The 14,988-nt window shown below is 66.4% G+C and carries 13 protein-coding genes and 1 pseudogene; 7 read left to right on the plus strand and 7 right to left on the minus strand.

The features are described 5' to 3' along the window. The first annotated feature begins 360 nt into the window (after positions 1 to 360). Together C4U44_RS21200 and C4U44_RS21205 are read left to right on the plus strand one after the other, a co-directional pair. Positions 361 to 1,863 (plus strand): MFS transporter, encoded by a 1,503-nt coding sequence (locus C4U44_RS21200; RefSeq protein WP_103887496.1) that lies wholly within the window; start codon positions 361 to 363, stop codon positions 1,861 to 1,863. 268 nt (positions 1,864 to 2,131) lie between these two features. Continuing rightward, on the plus strand, positions 2,132 to 2,500 hold the full coding sequence (locus tag C4U44_RS21205) for a GNAT family N-acetyltransferase (protein WP_103887497.1): 369 nt from the start codon (positions 2,132 to 2,134) through the stop codon (positions 2,498 to 2,500). A gap of 198 nt (positions 2,501 to 2,698) precedes the next feature. Here C4U44_RS21205 and C4U44_RS21210 read toward each other — a convergent pair whose 3' ends face one another. From C4U44_RS21210 to C4U44_RS21220, 3 genes are all read right to left on the minus strand, one after another. Continuing rightward, on the minus strand, positions 2,699 to 3,346 hold the full coding sequence (locus C4U44_RS21210; protein WP_103887499.1) for a nitroreductase family protein: 648 nt from the start codon (positions 3,344 to 3,346) through the stop codon (positions 2,699 to 2,701). A gap of 53 nt (positions 3,347 to 3,399) precedes the next feature. After that, positions 3,400 to 4,227 (minus strand): isocitrate lyase/PEP mutase family protein, encoded by an 828-nt coding sequence (locus C4U44_RS21215; RefSeq protein ID WP_103887500.1) that lies wholly within the window; start codon positions 4,225 to 4,227, stop codon positions 3,400 to 3,402. A gap of 80 nt (positions 4,228 to 4,307) precedes the next feature. Beyond that, entirely contained in the window at positions 4,308 to 4,760 is a 453-nt protein-coding gene (locus C4U44_RS21220) for a carboxymuconolactone decarboxylase family protein (RefSeq protein ID WP_235032239.1), read from the minus strand. A 588-nt stretch (positions 4,761 to 5,348) separates the two neighbouring features. Between C4U44_RS21220 and C4U44_RS21225 the strand changes: the two genes are divergently transcribed. The 3 genes and pseudogenes from C4U44_RS21225 to C4U44_RS21235 all read left to right on the plus strand — a co-directional run bounded on the left by C4U44_RS21225 (position 5,349) and on the right by C4U44_RS21235 (position 9,270). Continuing rightward, the gene (locus tag C4U44_RS21225; RefSeq protein WP_103887503.1) at positions 5,349 to 6,263 is read left to right on the plus strand and encodes a DNA-3-methyladenine glycosylase family protein; all 915 of its coding nucleotides are present in this window, start codon (positions 5,349 to 5,351) and stop codon (positions 6,261 to 6,263) included. 74 nt (positions 6,264 to 6,337) lie between these two features. Further along, a pseudogene (locus C4U44_RS21230) lies at positions 6,338 to 6,847 on the plus strand (transposase); the annotation flags it as partial. Positions 6,848 to 6,936: 89 nt separating this feature from the next. Next, positions 6,937 to 9,270: a SpoIIE family protein phosphatase gene (locus C4U44_RS21235; RefSeq protein WP_160145079.1), complete on the plus strand. Its 2,334-nt coding sequence runs from the start codon at positions 6,937 to 6,939 to the stop codon at positions 9,268 to 9,270. Between the two features lie 43 nt (positions 9,271 to 9,313). On the opposite strand, the gene C4U44_RS21240 is transcribed toward C4U44_RS21235, so the two are convergent. From C4U44_RS21240 to C4U44_RS21250, 3 genes are all read right to left on the minus strand, one after another. Continuing rightward, a complete protein-coding gene (locus tag C4U44_RS21240) occupies positions 9,314 to 9,664 on the minus strand; it encodes a GNAT family N-acetyltransferase (protein WP_103887506.1) in 351 nt (116 codons plus the stop codon). Between the two features lie 102 nt (positions 9,665 to 9,766). Continuing rightward, complete coding sequence (locus tag C4U44_RS21245) at positions 9,767 to 10,711, minus strand: NADP-dependent oxidoreductase (protein WP_103887508.1); 945 nt, start codon at positions 10,709 to 10,711, stop codon at positions 9,767 to 9,769. A gap of 109 nt (positions 10,712 to 10,820) precedes the next feature. Then, positions 10,821 to 11,738 (minus strand): NADP-dependent oxidoreductase, encoded by a 918-nt coding sequence (locus C4U44_RS21250; protein ID WP_103887509.1) that lies wholly within the window; start codon positions 11,736 to 11,738, stop codon positions 10,821 to 10,823. A 477-nt stretch (positions 11,739 to 12,215) separates the two neighbouring features. On the opposite strand from C4U44_RS21250, the gene C4U44_RS21255 reads away from it, so the two are divergent. Both C4U44_RS21255 and C4U44_RS21260 read left to right on the plus strand, forming a co-directional pair. After that, positions 12,216 to 13,247 carry an alpha/beta fold hydrolase gene (locus C4U44_RS21255; protein ID WP_103887511.1) on the plus strand — a complete coding sequence of 344 codons (1,032 nt, stop codon included), beginning with the start codon at positions 12,216 to 12,218 and terminating at the stop codon, positions 13,245 to 13,247. 224 nt (positions 13,248 to 13,471) lie between these two features. Continuing rightward, on the plus strand, positions 13,472 to 14,125 hold the full coding sequence (locus tag C4U44_RS21260; protein ID WP_103887513.1) for a TetR/AcrR family transcriptional regulator: 654 nt from the start codon (positions 13,472 to 13,474) through the stop codon (positions 14,123 to 14,125). Here C4U44_RS21260 and C4U44_RS21265 read toward each other — a convergent pair. Beyond that, positions 14,107 to 14,490, minus strand: coding sequence for an MmcQ/YjbR family DNA-binding protein (locus tag C4U44_RS21265; protein ID WP_103887781.1), 384 nt, complete (start codon positions 14,488 to 14,490; stop codon positions 14,107 to 14,109). The genes C4U44_RS21260 and C4U44_RS21265 overlap by 19 nt on opposite strands. Positions 14,491 to 14,988: the final 498 nt, after the last annotated feature.

The raw sequence follows: 14,988 nt of genomic DNA on the forward strand, positions 1-14,988 counted from the left end.
ATCAGTATCTGCTGCCCAGCATGCGGCGTCCACCGGCAGCGACATGCGCCAGTGTGCAGGACCGGACGCCGGCCGACAGGAGGCCGTCGGTGGGGAGAATTCCGCAATCGCGATCTCGTTCCACCTGCTGCTGGATGATGCGATTCGGTGATCGGCGTGCCGGCGCCAGGCTGCGGTGGCTTCCTTTCCGAAGCCGGGATCATGTGGGCGCCCGTACTGAGTTCGGCGCCGGGAGTCGCGTCGAAATGTTCCTTCGAACACCCGAGAGCGTGTCAACCGATCGAACGTTCGCCTACGCCCTAGAGTTGCCGCAGAGGCGGAGCCGGAACAGGGGATTTGCGGTGCAACCAGGAGGCGACTATGCGGCCGAAATTCCACACGATGGCCTCCTCCTTGGGGCGAATTCCACTTGCGGGAAAATATCCGCCCGCGGCCGCCCTCGCGCTCCTGGCCCTGAGCCCGTTTCTGATTGTCACCACCGCTCTCTCGTTGATGACGCCTCAACTTGTTCACGACCTCCATGCGACTCCTTTTGGTCTGCAATTGACGAACATTCTATCGAATGCAGCCTATGCATTCGGGACCATCGTCACCGCGGATCTCCTTCAGCGTTTCTCGGCGCGACGCGTGTATGTGATGTCCGAGGTCGGATTCGTAGTGAGTTCGATCCTCGTGCTCAGTGCACGAGAGATCGGCTTGTTCTCGGCGGGTGTCATCATGCAAGGGCTCTTTACGGGAATTCTTCTGATCGCGGCCTTTCCTCCGCTGCTCTCAGGGCATGGACCGGAACGTTTCCCTACGACGGGTGCCATCGCCACCGTCGGCGTGCTCGGCGTGGGGGCCATCGGGCCCTTGGTCGGCGGCACGGTCGGCAGTCTCGGTGGCTGGCGTCCGCTGTACGGTGGCATTGCCGTTCTGGCAGGGGTCGGCCTGATCATCGGCACTCTGACATTCGAATCCAATGAGCCGACTGCGCAGGGGGCGCGGTTTGACTGGTCGGCCATTCCGCTGGCATTCGGAGCCACGGCCCTGCCCTTCTTCGGCGTCTCCTGGTTGGATCGGGGATCCTTTGCGGATCCACAATTTATTGTGCCAGTCGTAGTCGGGCTTCTCCTGTTGGTTCTGCTCGTCGTGGCTCAATACAGGAGAGCCAACCCGCTCGTGCCGGTACGCACGTTCAGTAACACCTTGCCGGTCACGGGGACCGCGACATCGATGCTCGGTGGTGCCGCCTTCACCACTCTCCTGGAGTTGACGGAGGTCCATCTCCTCCAGGTATCCGGATATTCTCCCGTGCGGACTGGTGCGCTTTTTACTCCGGCGGTTCTGGGTGTCGCGGTGGCTGCTCTGCTGTTCCGCCGGTCCCTGCCTACACGCTGGACTCCTTATCTTGCTCTATCGGGTCTCGCCAGTCTCCTGGTCGGCGGCATCATCCTCCTTTTCCTGTCCGCCACAAATGGCTCGGTAATCGTTCCGATCGTTTCCGTCTTTCTGGGTTACGGCGCTGGTGCAGGCGTGGTGCCCGGACTCTTCCTGGCCGGCTTGGCGGTCTCGGCAGCCCAACTCGGCCCAGCTTTGGCCCTGGTCGAGCTACTCCGCGCCGAGGGCACGTTCTTGATCGGTCCGGTTGTGCTGCATCTGGCGATCACCCGGTCGACTTTCGAGCATGGATTTGAGATCGCAGTAGTGATCGTATTGATCTTGATTCTCGCCGGGGGTCTATTTCTGATCTCCGTGTGGCGGCTCGGGGGTGTCCGCAATGAAGCTCCCGACCTCGACGCGTGGCTGGAAGGCACCGCCACCGCATATCACTCCCCTCCGCTGGGCGCCGCTGTCCGAAAAATGTGCCGGATTGGTCAGTGAAGTTGAATCGTGATGCCGTGCCGGCATCACGCCCCGGGCTGCGCCGAGGGGGAGCTGCGCCAAAGCGTCACAGCGCGTGTGCGCAAACTGCCCGGCGGCAACCGCGCGGGGGTGATCCTGGGTCCTTCTGTGGTGGCGGAGACTGTAGTGGACCTTATAGTCCAAGACATGGCACACTTGGCTGTAGTGAGATGACATGATGGACTTGATGGTCCAAATTCGGGGCTGTTGAGCAGGACGGTGCAACGACACGTTGGAGCGTGAGCCGATGAGCTACGACGAACAGATCCGGGTGGCTGAGCAGCTGACCGACAACATCGATCACGGCCGGTTCGAGCTCTACCGCGACGGGGACCTCATCGGGTGGCTCTACTACACCCACCTGAGGCCCAACCGGTACGCACTGCGGCACACTGAGGTCGAGTCGAGTCACCAGCACCAGGGCGTGGGGGACGTACTGGTGCGGCGGGTGCTCGACGAGATCCGCACGCGCGGGGGCACGATCACCGCGATCTGTCCCTTCGTGGTGGGTTATCTCTCCCGAACGACCGGCTATGCGGATCTGGTCGACGCTCGACACCCGGGGTATTCCGATCGTGCTGCCGCCGAGGCGGCGCTTGCCGGGACCAATGGCTGAGACCCTCTCCCCGCAGTCAAGGGTCTTCTCCCGCGAACACCTCACAGCCATACGAAGCGCCGCCCGAAGCTCGCGCCGGAAACGGCGCGACGGGCGAGCGCTCCCTCGGCACCCGCATCGAGGTGACTCCTGGCGGGAAACTCCAAGAGACCCCCGACCGCGGAACTGCCGGAACCAACAGCCGATGTTCGGCCTCGTCTACAGGAAGGTGAAGAGCTGGTCGGAATCGAACCGTGAGACCGGGCTGGCGTACACCTTCGCGGGGTCGGGGTAACCGAGGGCCATGAGCACGGTCGTGGTGTGGCCGGTCTCGCGGATCTTGAAGGCCCGGTCGACGCTGGTCGGGTCGAACCCTTCGAGCGGCATGGCCTCGATACCGAGTTCGGCGGCCGCCATCATGGTCAGACCCAGGGCCAGGTAGGTCTGCTTCTCCATCCAGTGGTAGACGTCCTTGTACTGGTAGTTCCGCAGGTTGAGGAAGTCGCGGGTCATCGATTCCCACAGCTCGTGCTTGGCCGGGTCGGGGAACCGGCCGTCGGCCCTTTCCTTGGCGAACACCGCGTCGAGGTGGCTCCCGGGAAGATCCGCCCTGGTGGTGAGGATGACGGTGTGTGAGGCGTTGAGGATCTTCTCGCTGTTGTCCTGGAACCGTTCGCCCAGGTTGTCCGCGAGCCGCTGCTTGCCTTCGGGCGTGGCGAGGACATAGAAGTGGTTGGCCTGGATGTTCGTCGACGACGGCGTCGAGCGGAGGAACGCCAGCAGCTGTTGGAGCTTCTCCTCCGGGATGGTCCTCCCTCCGTCGAAGTACCGGGTGAGGTGCTTGCTCATGAGCTTGTCGAGATTCATTTCGATCTGTCCTGTTCGTGCGTTCCGTACGGGGAGCGGGTGAATCGTGGGGGTCACTGGTTCGTTGTGCGGCTGAGCAGTTCGTTGATGCGGTCGAAGCCCATGCCTGTGGTCGCGGAGGCGAGATCGCCTGCGACGAGAGCTCGGGAGGCGTTCTCGAGTGCTTGCGCCGCGTGGGTGTAGAGCGCCGGCCCCAGGCTGATGCGCTTGACCCCGGCCTTCTGCAGCTCAGGGACGGTCAGGACGTGGTCCGATGGCGAGATGAGGACATTGACCGGTTTCGGGGCGACCGCGGTGACGACCGCCACGAGTGCACCCAGGTCCGGCAGGAGCGGCGCGTACAGCACGTCGGCGCCCGCCTCCGCGAAGGCCGTCAGGCGGCGGATGGTGTCTTCGAGGTCGGGCCGACCCTGAAGGAAGTTGTCGGTGCGTCCGGTGACGACGATGCGTCCCTTGGCGGCGTCGGCGGCGCTGTGTACGCGCCTGACTGCTTCGTCGAAGTCGCGGATCGGCTGATGGGGATGACCCGAGGTGTCCTCGATCCCGATCCCCGCCAGGCCGTATGCGACGGCGGCTTCCACGGTCGTGGCGACGTCCTCGGACGTGCGGCCGTACCCGTCCTCGAAGTCTCCGTTGACCGGGAGCCCGGCGACGCGGCCGAGCAGCCGCGCGTGTTCGAGGTGCTCCTCGCGGGTGATGTGGTGGCGTCCGTCGAGGCGGCCCAGCGTCGCGGCCAGTGCAGCTGACGACGTTCCGATCGCCTCGAAGCCGGCATCGGCCAGAACCAATGCCGAGAGGCCGTCCCACGCGTTCGGCATGACGAAGCCACCCTCGCGAGTGTGCAGCGTCATGAACTTCTCGTAGAGCTCGGAGCCTGGCATGTCGCACCTTTCCTGGTGATCGTTCCGGAGCAGGGCGGAGTCGACCGGCTGTGTCCGTCTCCTCGACGGGGGTTCGGCGCTCAACCGGGCTCACCGGGGGACCCGACGTCGGGGATGTCCATGTCGGTCTGGTTGACGTTGTTGAGGAAGTTCGTGAGCAGGGCCTGCACGGCGACCGTGACGAGCGCCAAGATCTCCGGGTCCGTGTAGCCGGCGCCGCGGACAGCCGCGAGGTCCTCGTCGCCGACTCGCCCGCGGCTGGCGACCACCTGCTGGGCGAAGCGGGCTGCTGCGGCGCGCTTGCGGTCGACCGAGCCGCCTGCGCGCGACAGTTCGATGTCGCGGCTCGACATGCCGCCGAGTTCCGAGGACACGTATGTGTGCATCGCCAGGCAGTAGGCGCAGCCGTTGGCTTCCGAGACCGCGAGCGCGATGGTGTGTCGCGTCTTCGCGTCCAGCACGCGACTCATGGTGCTCTGCAGGTTCACGACGGCGTCGAGAACAGCCGGGTTCGAGGCGATGGTCTTGAACATGTTCGGGACGAAGCCGAGCTGTGCGCCCAGCCTGTCCAGGTTCCGGGTCGCTCCGTCGGGGACATCTTCCGGGGCCGGAGTGTTCAGTCGTGACACGGCGGATCTGCCTCCGTTGGGGGAGTGGCCGGTTGTGGGGCCCAGGTCGGGCCCTTGGTCCTCTGGAGCCCTGCCGCGGGCGTGATCGCGTTGGCCTCGGTCCGGCCGCGCCTGGTGGCTCGCATCGTGACCGGGACTCCGTCGGTGCCCGTTTCGGATCGCCTTGCAGCGGAACACCGTAATGAGACTATACAGTCCAAAACTGGCGACACCAAGCGCCCGCCGCAGGTCCTGTCCTGGCCAGGCAGGGTGCATGCGGATCCGCGTGGTCCCGGATGGGCAAACATCCATTTCAAAGCCCTGGGTGACGGCCTCGTCGAGCTGCGGAATCGATGGGGAGCCGCAGCTTTGGGACGCCCGAGAGGGACGGTGACGGCTGCGCTCGATTGACATTGGTTGGACGAAGTAGTCCACTTCAATGGTAGGGCTTCACTCGGAGCCCATCTGTCATCGAGAGGTCTGTGTGCTCGCCGACCCGGAGGGAGGGGACACATGGAAATGCCGCCGGACCGCTCGCTGCACTGGCAGCCCAGATTTCCCGTGGACGCGAAGCTGACGCTCAAGAGCCTTCAGCGCGGCCGCCATGACCCCACCCACCGGCTGGAACCCGACGGAACCCTGTGGCGGACGGCCCTGACCTCGTCAGGGCCGGTCACCTACCGGATTCGGCAACACCGCCTGGACGACCTGGACATCGACGCCTGGGGGCCGGGCTCCGACGCGCTCATCGGGAACATCCGCACCGAGCTCGGCGAGCACGACCACCCCGAGGACTTCCGGCCCGCACATTTCGTACTGGAGCGGGCGTGGAGACAACTGCCCGGCCTCCGCGTGCCGCGTACCGGGCGCCCCTTCGAGGCCCTCGTCCCCGCGATTCTCGAACAGCGCGTGGTCGGCCTGGACGCCCAGGCGGCCTGGACCCGCCTCGTGGGCGCCCACGGTACCCAGCCGCCGGGTCCGGCGCCCGCTGCGATGCGCGTCCTACCCTCACCCGCGGCGTGGGCCCGGATCCCGAGTTGGGAATGGCGACGAGCCGGGGTCGACCTGCACCGATCGAGGACCGCCATCACCGCGGCGCGGCATGCGGCAAAGCTCGATCGTGCCGCCGCGGACCCCGCCCGTGCCTATGACCTGATGTCGGCGATGCCCGGTGTCGGTGTGTGGACCGCCGCACAGGTCGGACACCGTGCCCTCGGCGATGCCGACGCGCTTCCGCTCGGCGACTTCCACCTCGCCCGTGTGACCGGCATGGCCTTGCTCGGTCATCCGCTGGCCGACCAGGAGATCGAGTCGTTCTACCTGCAGTGGCGGCCGCACCGCTACCGGGTGGTCCGCATCCTCGAACTCACCTCGCGCTTGGCGCCGCGTCGCAGCCCCCGCGCGCGCCGCGCGCCGCGCCTTGCCTAGGGCGGTGTCTCCTTGATCTGCTCGTCGGTTGATCAGGTGTGTCCGTCCGGTGGGTGATCAGTGGTGCGATGTCCACTGGCTCGCCCTGGCGGGATCTGCCGGACGGGCTGGGCTCGTTCCGGACCGCTCACAAGCGGCTGCTCAGGTGGGCTGTGGACGGAACCTGGGAACGGATCCTTGCCGCGCTCTTGGCGGCGGCTGACGGTGCTGACGACATCGGTTGGACCGAGTCGGTGGACTCCACCGTCTGTCGGGCTCACCAGCACACCCCCGAGCCAGGAAAAAGGGGCACCGTTTTCGGGCTGATCCCGATGACGACGCGCTCGGACGTTCCCGCGGCGGCCTGAGTACGAAAGCCGTCCTGGCAGACCGCGCGTACCCGTCCCCTGCGATCCGTGAGCATCGCCGGCGGCGAGGTATCCGCGCCGTGATCCCGCAGCCCGCCGACCAAAACGGTCACCGACTGCGGCGAGGCCGCGCCGGTGGCCGCCCGCCCGGCTTCGACGCTAGAGGCGTACAAGCAGCGCAACGCCGTTGAACGGTGCATCAATCGGCTCAAGCAGTGGCGTGGTCCGGCCCTGCGAAGACGAAACGCGCGGCCCCGACCTCACCAGATGATTCCCGACCGGCATCAACGGGGATGGTGGGGCACGCTGGAAGTGGAGGTGGTCACGTGCCTTCCGATGATCTCCTGATGATGGTGGACGGGATGGGGCTCGTCGTCGAGTGGAGCCGTCCGGCCGAGGAACTGCTGGGCCGGAGCGGGGAAGAGGTAGTGGGCCGCCCGGCCGCTGTCCTCGTGACCGACACGGACCCGGACCCCGGGCAGGACGCTCCGGCGCTGCGCCATCGAGACGGCCACCCCGTGGCGACCGAGCTGCGGGTGCGACCGGTGGTGCGGCCTGATTCCTCTGTCCTCTGGGCAGTCCATCGGGCAGCGGACAGCGAGGGTTCCCCCACCGATGGGACGGCGCTCCTGGAGGCCCTGTTCGCCCGGTCGCCCGCCGGCCTGCATATTCTCGATGCCGACCTCAGGATCATCCAGACGAACACCGCCGCCCAGACCCTGTGTGCGGAGCCCGCCGAGCGGTTGCTCGGGCATCGCATCACGGACGTGTACGACCTCTTCAGCCCGTCCCGCGTGGATGCGATGCTCCGCGAGGTACTCGAGAGTGGCGCACCGGCTCCGGAGCGTCCGGAGGCCGCCCACTCGAAGGCCAGACCGGGACGGAGGTGCATGCTCTCGCTGTCCGCCTTCCGGTTGCAAGATCCGCAGGGGACCGTCCTGGGAGCGGCGGTGATCGTACGCGACGTCACCGCGGTCCACGCGGCGCGCGACCGGACACGGATTCTGGAAGCAGTCCGGGACAGGGTCGGACAAACCCTCGACGTCGTGGCCACCTGCGAGGATCTGGCGGACTCACTGGTGCCGTCCTTCGCCGACGTCGCCGTCGTCGAAGTGGTTGATTCCGTCGTCCGCGGCGAGGAACCCCCTCTCGGATCAGCGGCTCGCGGGGTGCCGCTCCGCCGCGCGGCTGCCTGCTCCGGCAGCAGACAGTACGACGTCCGCGCACATCCAGTGGGTGATGTCCGTAGTCTCCCGGCACCCACCCCCTACTCTCAGTCCCTTACCGACCTGCGACCACGCCTGGTTGCCTTGGGCCCGCAGACTCCCTGGCTGGAGGCTGATCCAGCGCGCGCCGAGGCCATTCGCGCGGGAGGCGCGCACTCCCTCATCGTCGCCCCGCTGAGCCTTCGCGGGATGGTGCTCGGCCTGGTCAGCCTCTACCGGACCGAAAGGGGCGCTGGCTTCGACGAGGATGACGTCGACCTGGCCCTCCTGGTGGCCTCCCACGGCGCGCTCTCGATCGACAATGCCCGCCGTTTCACGCGTGAGCACACCGTCGCCACCACGATCCACCAGCATCTACTGCCTCAGCGCCCTGCCTCGCAGACCACCGTGGAGACCGCCCACGCACAGGAATTCGGTGAGAGCGGCGGCGGGGGCTGGTTCGACGTCTTCGGTCTGTCCGGGGGCCGCACCGCGCTGGTCGTGGGCGAAGTCAGCGGTCAGACCATCCACACGGCCGCAGCCATGGGGCAACTGCGCACCGTCATCCGCTCCCTGTCAGCGCTCGATCAGGAGCCCGACGAACTGCTCGCGCGCGTCAACGACACCGTGAACCAGCTGGCCGCGGAGCGCACTGCCCTCCCGCCAGGCGACCCGCTGCGTCGCGAAGCACTCACCGCCAGCTGCCTGTACGCGATCTACGACCCCTTCACCTGCAGCTGCACGATCGCCCGAGCCGGCCATCCCTCTCCGGTGATCGCACATCCCGACGGCAGCGTGGAAATCCCCGATCTTCCGAAGCGGGCTCCGTTGGGTGCCGACGAAGGGCTGCCTTTCAGTGCCACAACCCTGAACCTCGCCGACGGAAGCGTCCTGGGTTTCTACACCCCTGCACTCCTGGAGGCCCGGCCACACTCGCTGGAAATACTCCGGCAGACCCTTGCCGGCGCCGACCGGTCACTGCAAGGCCTGTGTGACGACGCCCTTTACCGTCTGAGGGCCAGCACCACCCACACCGACGCGCTTCTTCTTCTCGCCCGCATCCACCCCTTCCCCGCTTCCGTCACAGCCGACTGGCCACTCCAGGACTCACTTGAGGCCGCAGCCACCGCCCGCGCCCTGGTTCGCCGTCGACTCACCGACTGGAACCAACCGGCCGAAACCGTGGACTCCACTGAACTGATCGTCAGCGAACTCGTCACGAACGCCGTCCGATACGGACGCGCTCCACGACGACTGCGCGTCATCCGCGACCACGTGCTCACCTGTGAGGTGCATGACAGCAACGACACGGCGCCGCGCATGCATCACGCCCATACCGTCGACGAGGGTGGGCGCGGGCTGTTCATCGTCGGCCAGGTCGCCGACAACTGGGGCACCCGCTACACGGAAGAAGGCAAGGCCGTCTGGACCGAGCAGATCCTCCCGGACACGTAGCCGCCATCACAAGACGATGATGATGTGCGGGCCGCGAGTGGTGTCAGTGCCCGCCGGCCGTGTCCCGCGTGGTGCGAGTGGCGATGAACGCCGAGCGGTTGATGTCGACGGCCGCATGCCACTCGGGGTGGGCTTCAACGTAGTCGGCAACAAAACCGCAGTGGACGGCGATCTTGGATGTGCCGTGACTCAGGTCTTCCAGTGCGTAGCGTGTGATTGCCGACGCGATGCCCCGATGCCGCTGGTCCCGGTCCACGTACGAGTGGGTGAGTGAGAAACGTCCGCCGGTGGTCTCGTAAGCCAGCGTCCCGACGACCTGGTCACCGATCAGTGCCTCGTAGAGGTGGGTCGTCTCATCCTTGCGCACCGTAACGTCCGGGGGTGTTGCTTCCATGCTCTCGTCTCATTCCGCTACCTGTATCAGCCGGCCGCCTCGCGGACCGCGTGATGTCCCTGATCGAGGCGTGCTTTGCGCCTTGAACCCCTCGGAGTCCTTTCAGGCGCGCACGCGGATGACCGTCTTCCCCTTGATCCGCTCGGTCGGGTTGAAGGCGGCGACAGCATCGTCGAGGGTCGCGACCTGGCCGATGTGCGTCCGGAGCCGGCCGTCCCGCACCCGTCGTGCGAGCTCACCCAGCTGTGCGCGGTCGGACACGACAACGAAGTCGACCACCACGCCGTCCGCCGGCGGTACCTCCGGGGGGCCGGCGACGCTCACCAGCGTTCCGCCGGACCGGACCAGACCCGCGGATCGCTTCCCGATGTCACCGCCGAAGACGTCGAATACCAGATCGACCTTGCCGACATCCTCAAGGGTGTCGTCGTCAAGGGCGACGAACTCCTGCGCGCCGAATTCGAGGGCCGCCGGACGCTGGGCGGAGCGTCCGGTACCGATGACGTAGGCACCCCGCTCGCGTGCGAGCTGGGTCACCGCCGAACCGACCGCGCCGGCCGCGCCGTGCACGAGGACGCTCTGGCCCGGCTGAAGGCGGCCGTGCTCGAACAGCCCCTGCCAGGCGGTCAGGCCTGTCATCGCGATGCCCGCGCCGACCGTGAAGTCGACGTCGCCCGGCAGCGGAGCGAGGTTGCGCGCCTCGACGACGACGTACTCCGCCAGGGTGCCGTCACGGGTCCAGTCCGTAAGGCCGAATACTCGCTGTCCCACCGACAGCCCCGTGGAGCCGTAGCTGAGGGAGGTGACCACTCCGGCCACCTCGTGGCCGGGGATCGAAGGGGTCCGGTCACGGCCGAGGCGATCTGTCCAGGTCGAGGGCCACTCCAGCTCGTTCCCGGTGAAGCCCGAGGCGTGAACCTCGACGACGACATCGCCGTAGTTCGCGCCTTCCTCACTGGCGAGCCTCGCCGTATCCGGCCCGGGCCGTTCCGCGAGCGTCATCCCTGCCGTCCCGGCGTCCCGGTCCGTCACCACAATCGCCTTCATCTGACTACCTCTCACTGCAACAGTGGTTGTCCACTCCCATCGCGAAACGGCGGGGAGGGTTCTTCGCTTTCCTGGCGCCCTGAGGGGTCAGGGGAAAGGCGATCAGCTGTCAGGGGCGAACGCGGATGATCGTCTTTCCCTTGACCCGCTCGGTCGGATTGAACGCCGTAACGGCGTCGTCGAGGGTCGCGACGTTGCCGATGACCGTCCGCAGGCGTCCGTCCCGCACCCGCTGGACGACCTCGCCCAGTTGGGCGCGATCGGACACCACGACGAAGTCGATCGCCAGTCCGCCCGCGGGGCGTGCCTCGGGCGGGCCGGCGATCGTCACCAGGGTTCCTCCTGCCCGAACCAGCTGGGCGGACCGCTTCTGGATGTCGCCGCCGATCACGTCGAAGACCAGGTCGACCTCGCCGACGTCCTCCAGCGGGTCGTTGTCGAGATCGACGAACTCCTTCGCCCCGAAGTCAGTTGCGGTCTGCCGGTCGGCGGCGCGTCCGGTGCCGATGACGTAGGCACCGGCCTCACTCGCGAGTTGGGTCACCGCCGATCCGACGCCGCCGGCGGCACCGTGCACGAGGACGCTCTGGCCCGGCTGAAGGCGGCCGTGCTCGAACAGTCCCTGCCACGCGGTCAGGCCCGAGATCGGCAAGCTCGCGCCGACCGTGAAGTCGACGTCGCCCGGCAGCGGAGCGAGGTTCCGCGCCTCGACCGCCGCGTACTCCGCGAGGGTGCCGTCGCGCGTCCAGTCGGTGAGGCCGAACACCCGCTGGCCCACCGACAGTCCCGTCGTTCCGTAACCGAGTGCGCTGACCACACCGGCCAGTTCGTGCCCGGGGACCGACGGCGTGCGGTCACGGCCGAGGCGATCGGTCCAGTTCGACGGCCACGACAGCTCGCCTGGGGTGAATCCCGAGGCGTGAACCTCAACGAGGACGTCGTTCCCCGCAGGCTCCGGCTCGGGACGATCGGCCAGGGTCATCCCCGCCGTCCCCGCGGCCTGATCCGTCACCACAATCGCCTTCATCTGGGACCTCCCTGCACCGAGCCACGACCTGTGCGGCGTAGCGGCGTCACAACTGGACGTTTTAGTCCAGTCTAGCGACGTCGTCGCGCATGGCAAGCGGTGGGCGCCCGGCGCTGCGTCGCACAAGCCGGCGAGCCTGCGCGCGGGGGAGCGCAGTGAGGGTCGATGGGACGCCTCGCGGCACATCCGTGCTTCGCCCCATCGACACGAAAATCGTCTCGATGGGGTGGATGGCCGGCCCCACCTTCGTCACTGCCACTATCACGCCGGCCGCGCATCCCTGCAACCTCCCTGGATTACGTCCGAGACGCCCCCCGTCGTCGCAGGTCAGCGGCGCCGTCCACTTCTTTGCTCAAAAGTCGAACAGGACACCCAGTTAATGGAGGCTACGCTTGAAGATGTCGGTGAATGGGTTGCTTCACCGTGCGCAATCGTCTGGTGACACATGTCAAGATACTGACTCCAGGTGGGAGAGAAATGAGCATCCGAGCGGGCAATGGAAGCAGGATTTTCATGCTCATGGCGGCTCTGGCGGCTCGCCACATGGTATCCGCGACATCTACGTCGCACTCCACATCGGAGGACAAGGGCGGCGAGGCCGACTCGGAGGGGGCGCGTTCACCGTCGTCCTACCCCCAGTCGAATCCGCCCGACGGTTTTCACTCCGAGTATGCGGAAGTACACGGCTTTCGTATGCACTATCTGCGCGGAGGCTCGGGATCACCCGTGGTGCTGATCCACGGATTCCCCCACTGCTGGGCCGAGTGGCGGAAACAGATGGGCCCACTCTCCAGGGATCACACGGTGATCGCCGTCGACCTGCGTGGTACCGGTAACTCCCAGGTCACCGAGGAGGGCTACCATGCTGCGCAGTTGGCGGGGGACGTGCATCAGCTGCTCAAGCAACTGGGGCTCAACGAGGGCGTCCAGATAGTCGCCCACGACATCGGTGTGTGGGTGGCCTACAGCTACGCGGCGCAATGGCCCTCAGAGGTGCGGCGCATGGCGGTGATGGAAGCTCCCCTTCCGAACGAGAGCGTCTACAGCTTCCCCGCTCTCAGCGCTGATCCGGGCAAACCTGCGCCATGGCACTTCGGTATGTTCCAGCTGCCGCTCGCGGAACATCTCATCGCCGGTCACGAGCGTGTCTTCATCGAGGAAATGATGGATTCGTACCTGGCGGGAAACCCGTCTCCGTTCACGGCGTCGGACTATGATTTCTACGCACACTACCTGAAGGAGCCTGGCCGCACGACGGCTTGGATGAACGTATATCGCGAGCTCCGTACGAACATCCGGCAGAATCAGGAATTCCGGGCTCAGGGAAAACTGAAGATGCCCATCCTCGCGATCGGCGCCCAGGGCGCCTTCGGTGAAATGGTCGAAAGCCAATGGCGTGACTACGCGGAGAACGTCCAGGGACGGCTCCTGAAGAATTCCGGGCACTTCGTGACGGAGGAGAAGCCCCAGGAAGTGACGGAACTCCTGCAATCCTTCCTGCAGAAGTAGGCACAGGTCGCGGGTCGTCTCCACGCGTGCCGGGCGGTGCAAAGGGCCATGAAATGGACTATGTAGTCCAACCAGTGTGATAGCATACGAGGATGGCAACGACTGGCTGGAGCATTGGATGAGAGGGCGCCGCGTGGGTGCGGTGGCGCGCGAAAGTACTCGCCCGGCTGGAGCCACCAACGGTGCGGGAGCATGCAGCCCGTCAAGACGCACATGGAGCCGTGATGACGACCACTGAAGCTCCCGACGGCAGGCGCTTGACGACGCGCGGTGCGAAGACGCGGGCAAGGATCGTCACCGCGGCAGCCGAGCTGATGTACGTCAAGGGAGTCGGGGCGACAACGCTCGACGACGTGCTGGCGGCGAGTGGGGTGAGCAAGTCGCAGCTGTACCACCACTTCGCGGGCAAGGACGCGCTCGTACGGGCCGTCGTCGCACATTTCGGAGAGCACGTCATCCAGCGTGAGCGCGACGCTCTCGGTCATGTCTCGACGATCGCCGGGTTGCGACGCTGGCGGGACGCGCTGGTACAGAACAACTCCCTACGGCACGGTGCCTACGGCTGTGCGCTCGGCTCGCTGGCCTCCGAGGTCTCGGATCACGACGACCTCGCCCGTCGGGCGCTGGCTGAGCTCTTCACTGAATGGCAGAAACTCCTGACCGGCGTGTTGCGCAGGCTTCAAGACGGTGGTGCGCTTCCGCCCGAGGTGGCGGTCGACCAGCTTGCGACCGGGCTCATGGGCGCCCTTCAGGGCGGGTATCTGCTGGCCCAGACGGCGCGCGATGTCACGCCGATGGCAACGTCCATCGACATGGCTCTGGCACATATCGAGAGCCTCGCCGCCGGCCATGTCGAAAGTCAGGAGCGGCGGTCGTAGGTGCGCGGATCCACGGGCTGCTGGGACGTGGGGAGACCGCCGACCACGAGACGGTAGGAGTCGATGACGAGTTCCTTCACCAGCTTCTCGTCGATGCTCCCGCCGCCCGCCAACGTGATCCAGTGCCGCTTGTCCATGTGATAGCCAGGGGTGATGTGTGGGTGCTGCTCGCGGAGAACGGCGGCCTCATCCGGATCTGCCTTCAGGATCACGACCGGATGCCCCGGCATGCTGGTCATGAGCATGAACACCTTCCCGTGCACCTTGTAGACCTCCCAGTCGGGGTCGACGCGAGGCTCGAACTCGGCGTCCGGCAGTTCCGCGGCACGCCGGCCGGCGACCTTCTGCAGCTCCTGGCCATCCATGGTGATCAACTCCTCCATCGATCCGGCGGGCCATCGACACGGCTGGACTAATTCGTCCACTCTATGATGCCCTGGCGTCGATCGGCAAGCGGCGTTCGCTCCAGGTCTCCGGCTGTCCCTTGGTGAGAGATGCCTCCGAAAACAGGCGGCTTGACGAGGTGATCCAGGGCTCGTCCTCCACTGTGCGCACTCCGCCACCGTCCGCGACGAGCGCTTCTGATTGAGTTGCATCTGGACTCTATGGTCCCGTTGTGAGTGGGCATGAACCAGCGTCTCGTCGAGGGATCTGAGTGGTACCGGTCGACCCGCGGTCCAATCGGACCTGTCGCACGTCCCATGCGCTGGAGGATGGGCGGAGCCGCGTACTTGCCCACCTGACGGAGTACCCCTGCCTTCACGAGCGCCGGCTTCCAGCCGCGCTTGTTCCAGGTTCCGGAGTTGATCCGCAGCCCGTGGGAGGTGCTCAGCGCGAGCAGGACGGTGATCGGCTTGCGCTGG

This window comes from Actinacidiphila yanglinensis (assembly GCF_900107965.1).
In the GTDB taxonomy this organism is placed as follows: domain Bacteria; phylum Actinomycetota; class Actinomycetes; order Streptomycetales; family Streptomycetaceae; genus Actinacidiphila; species Actinacidiphila yanglinensis.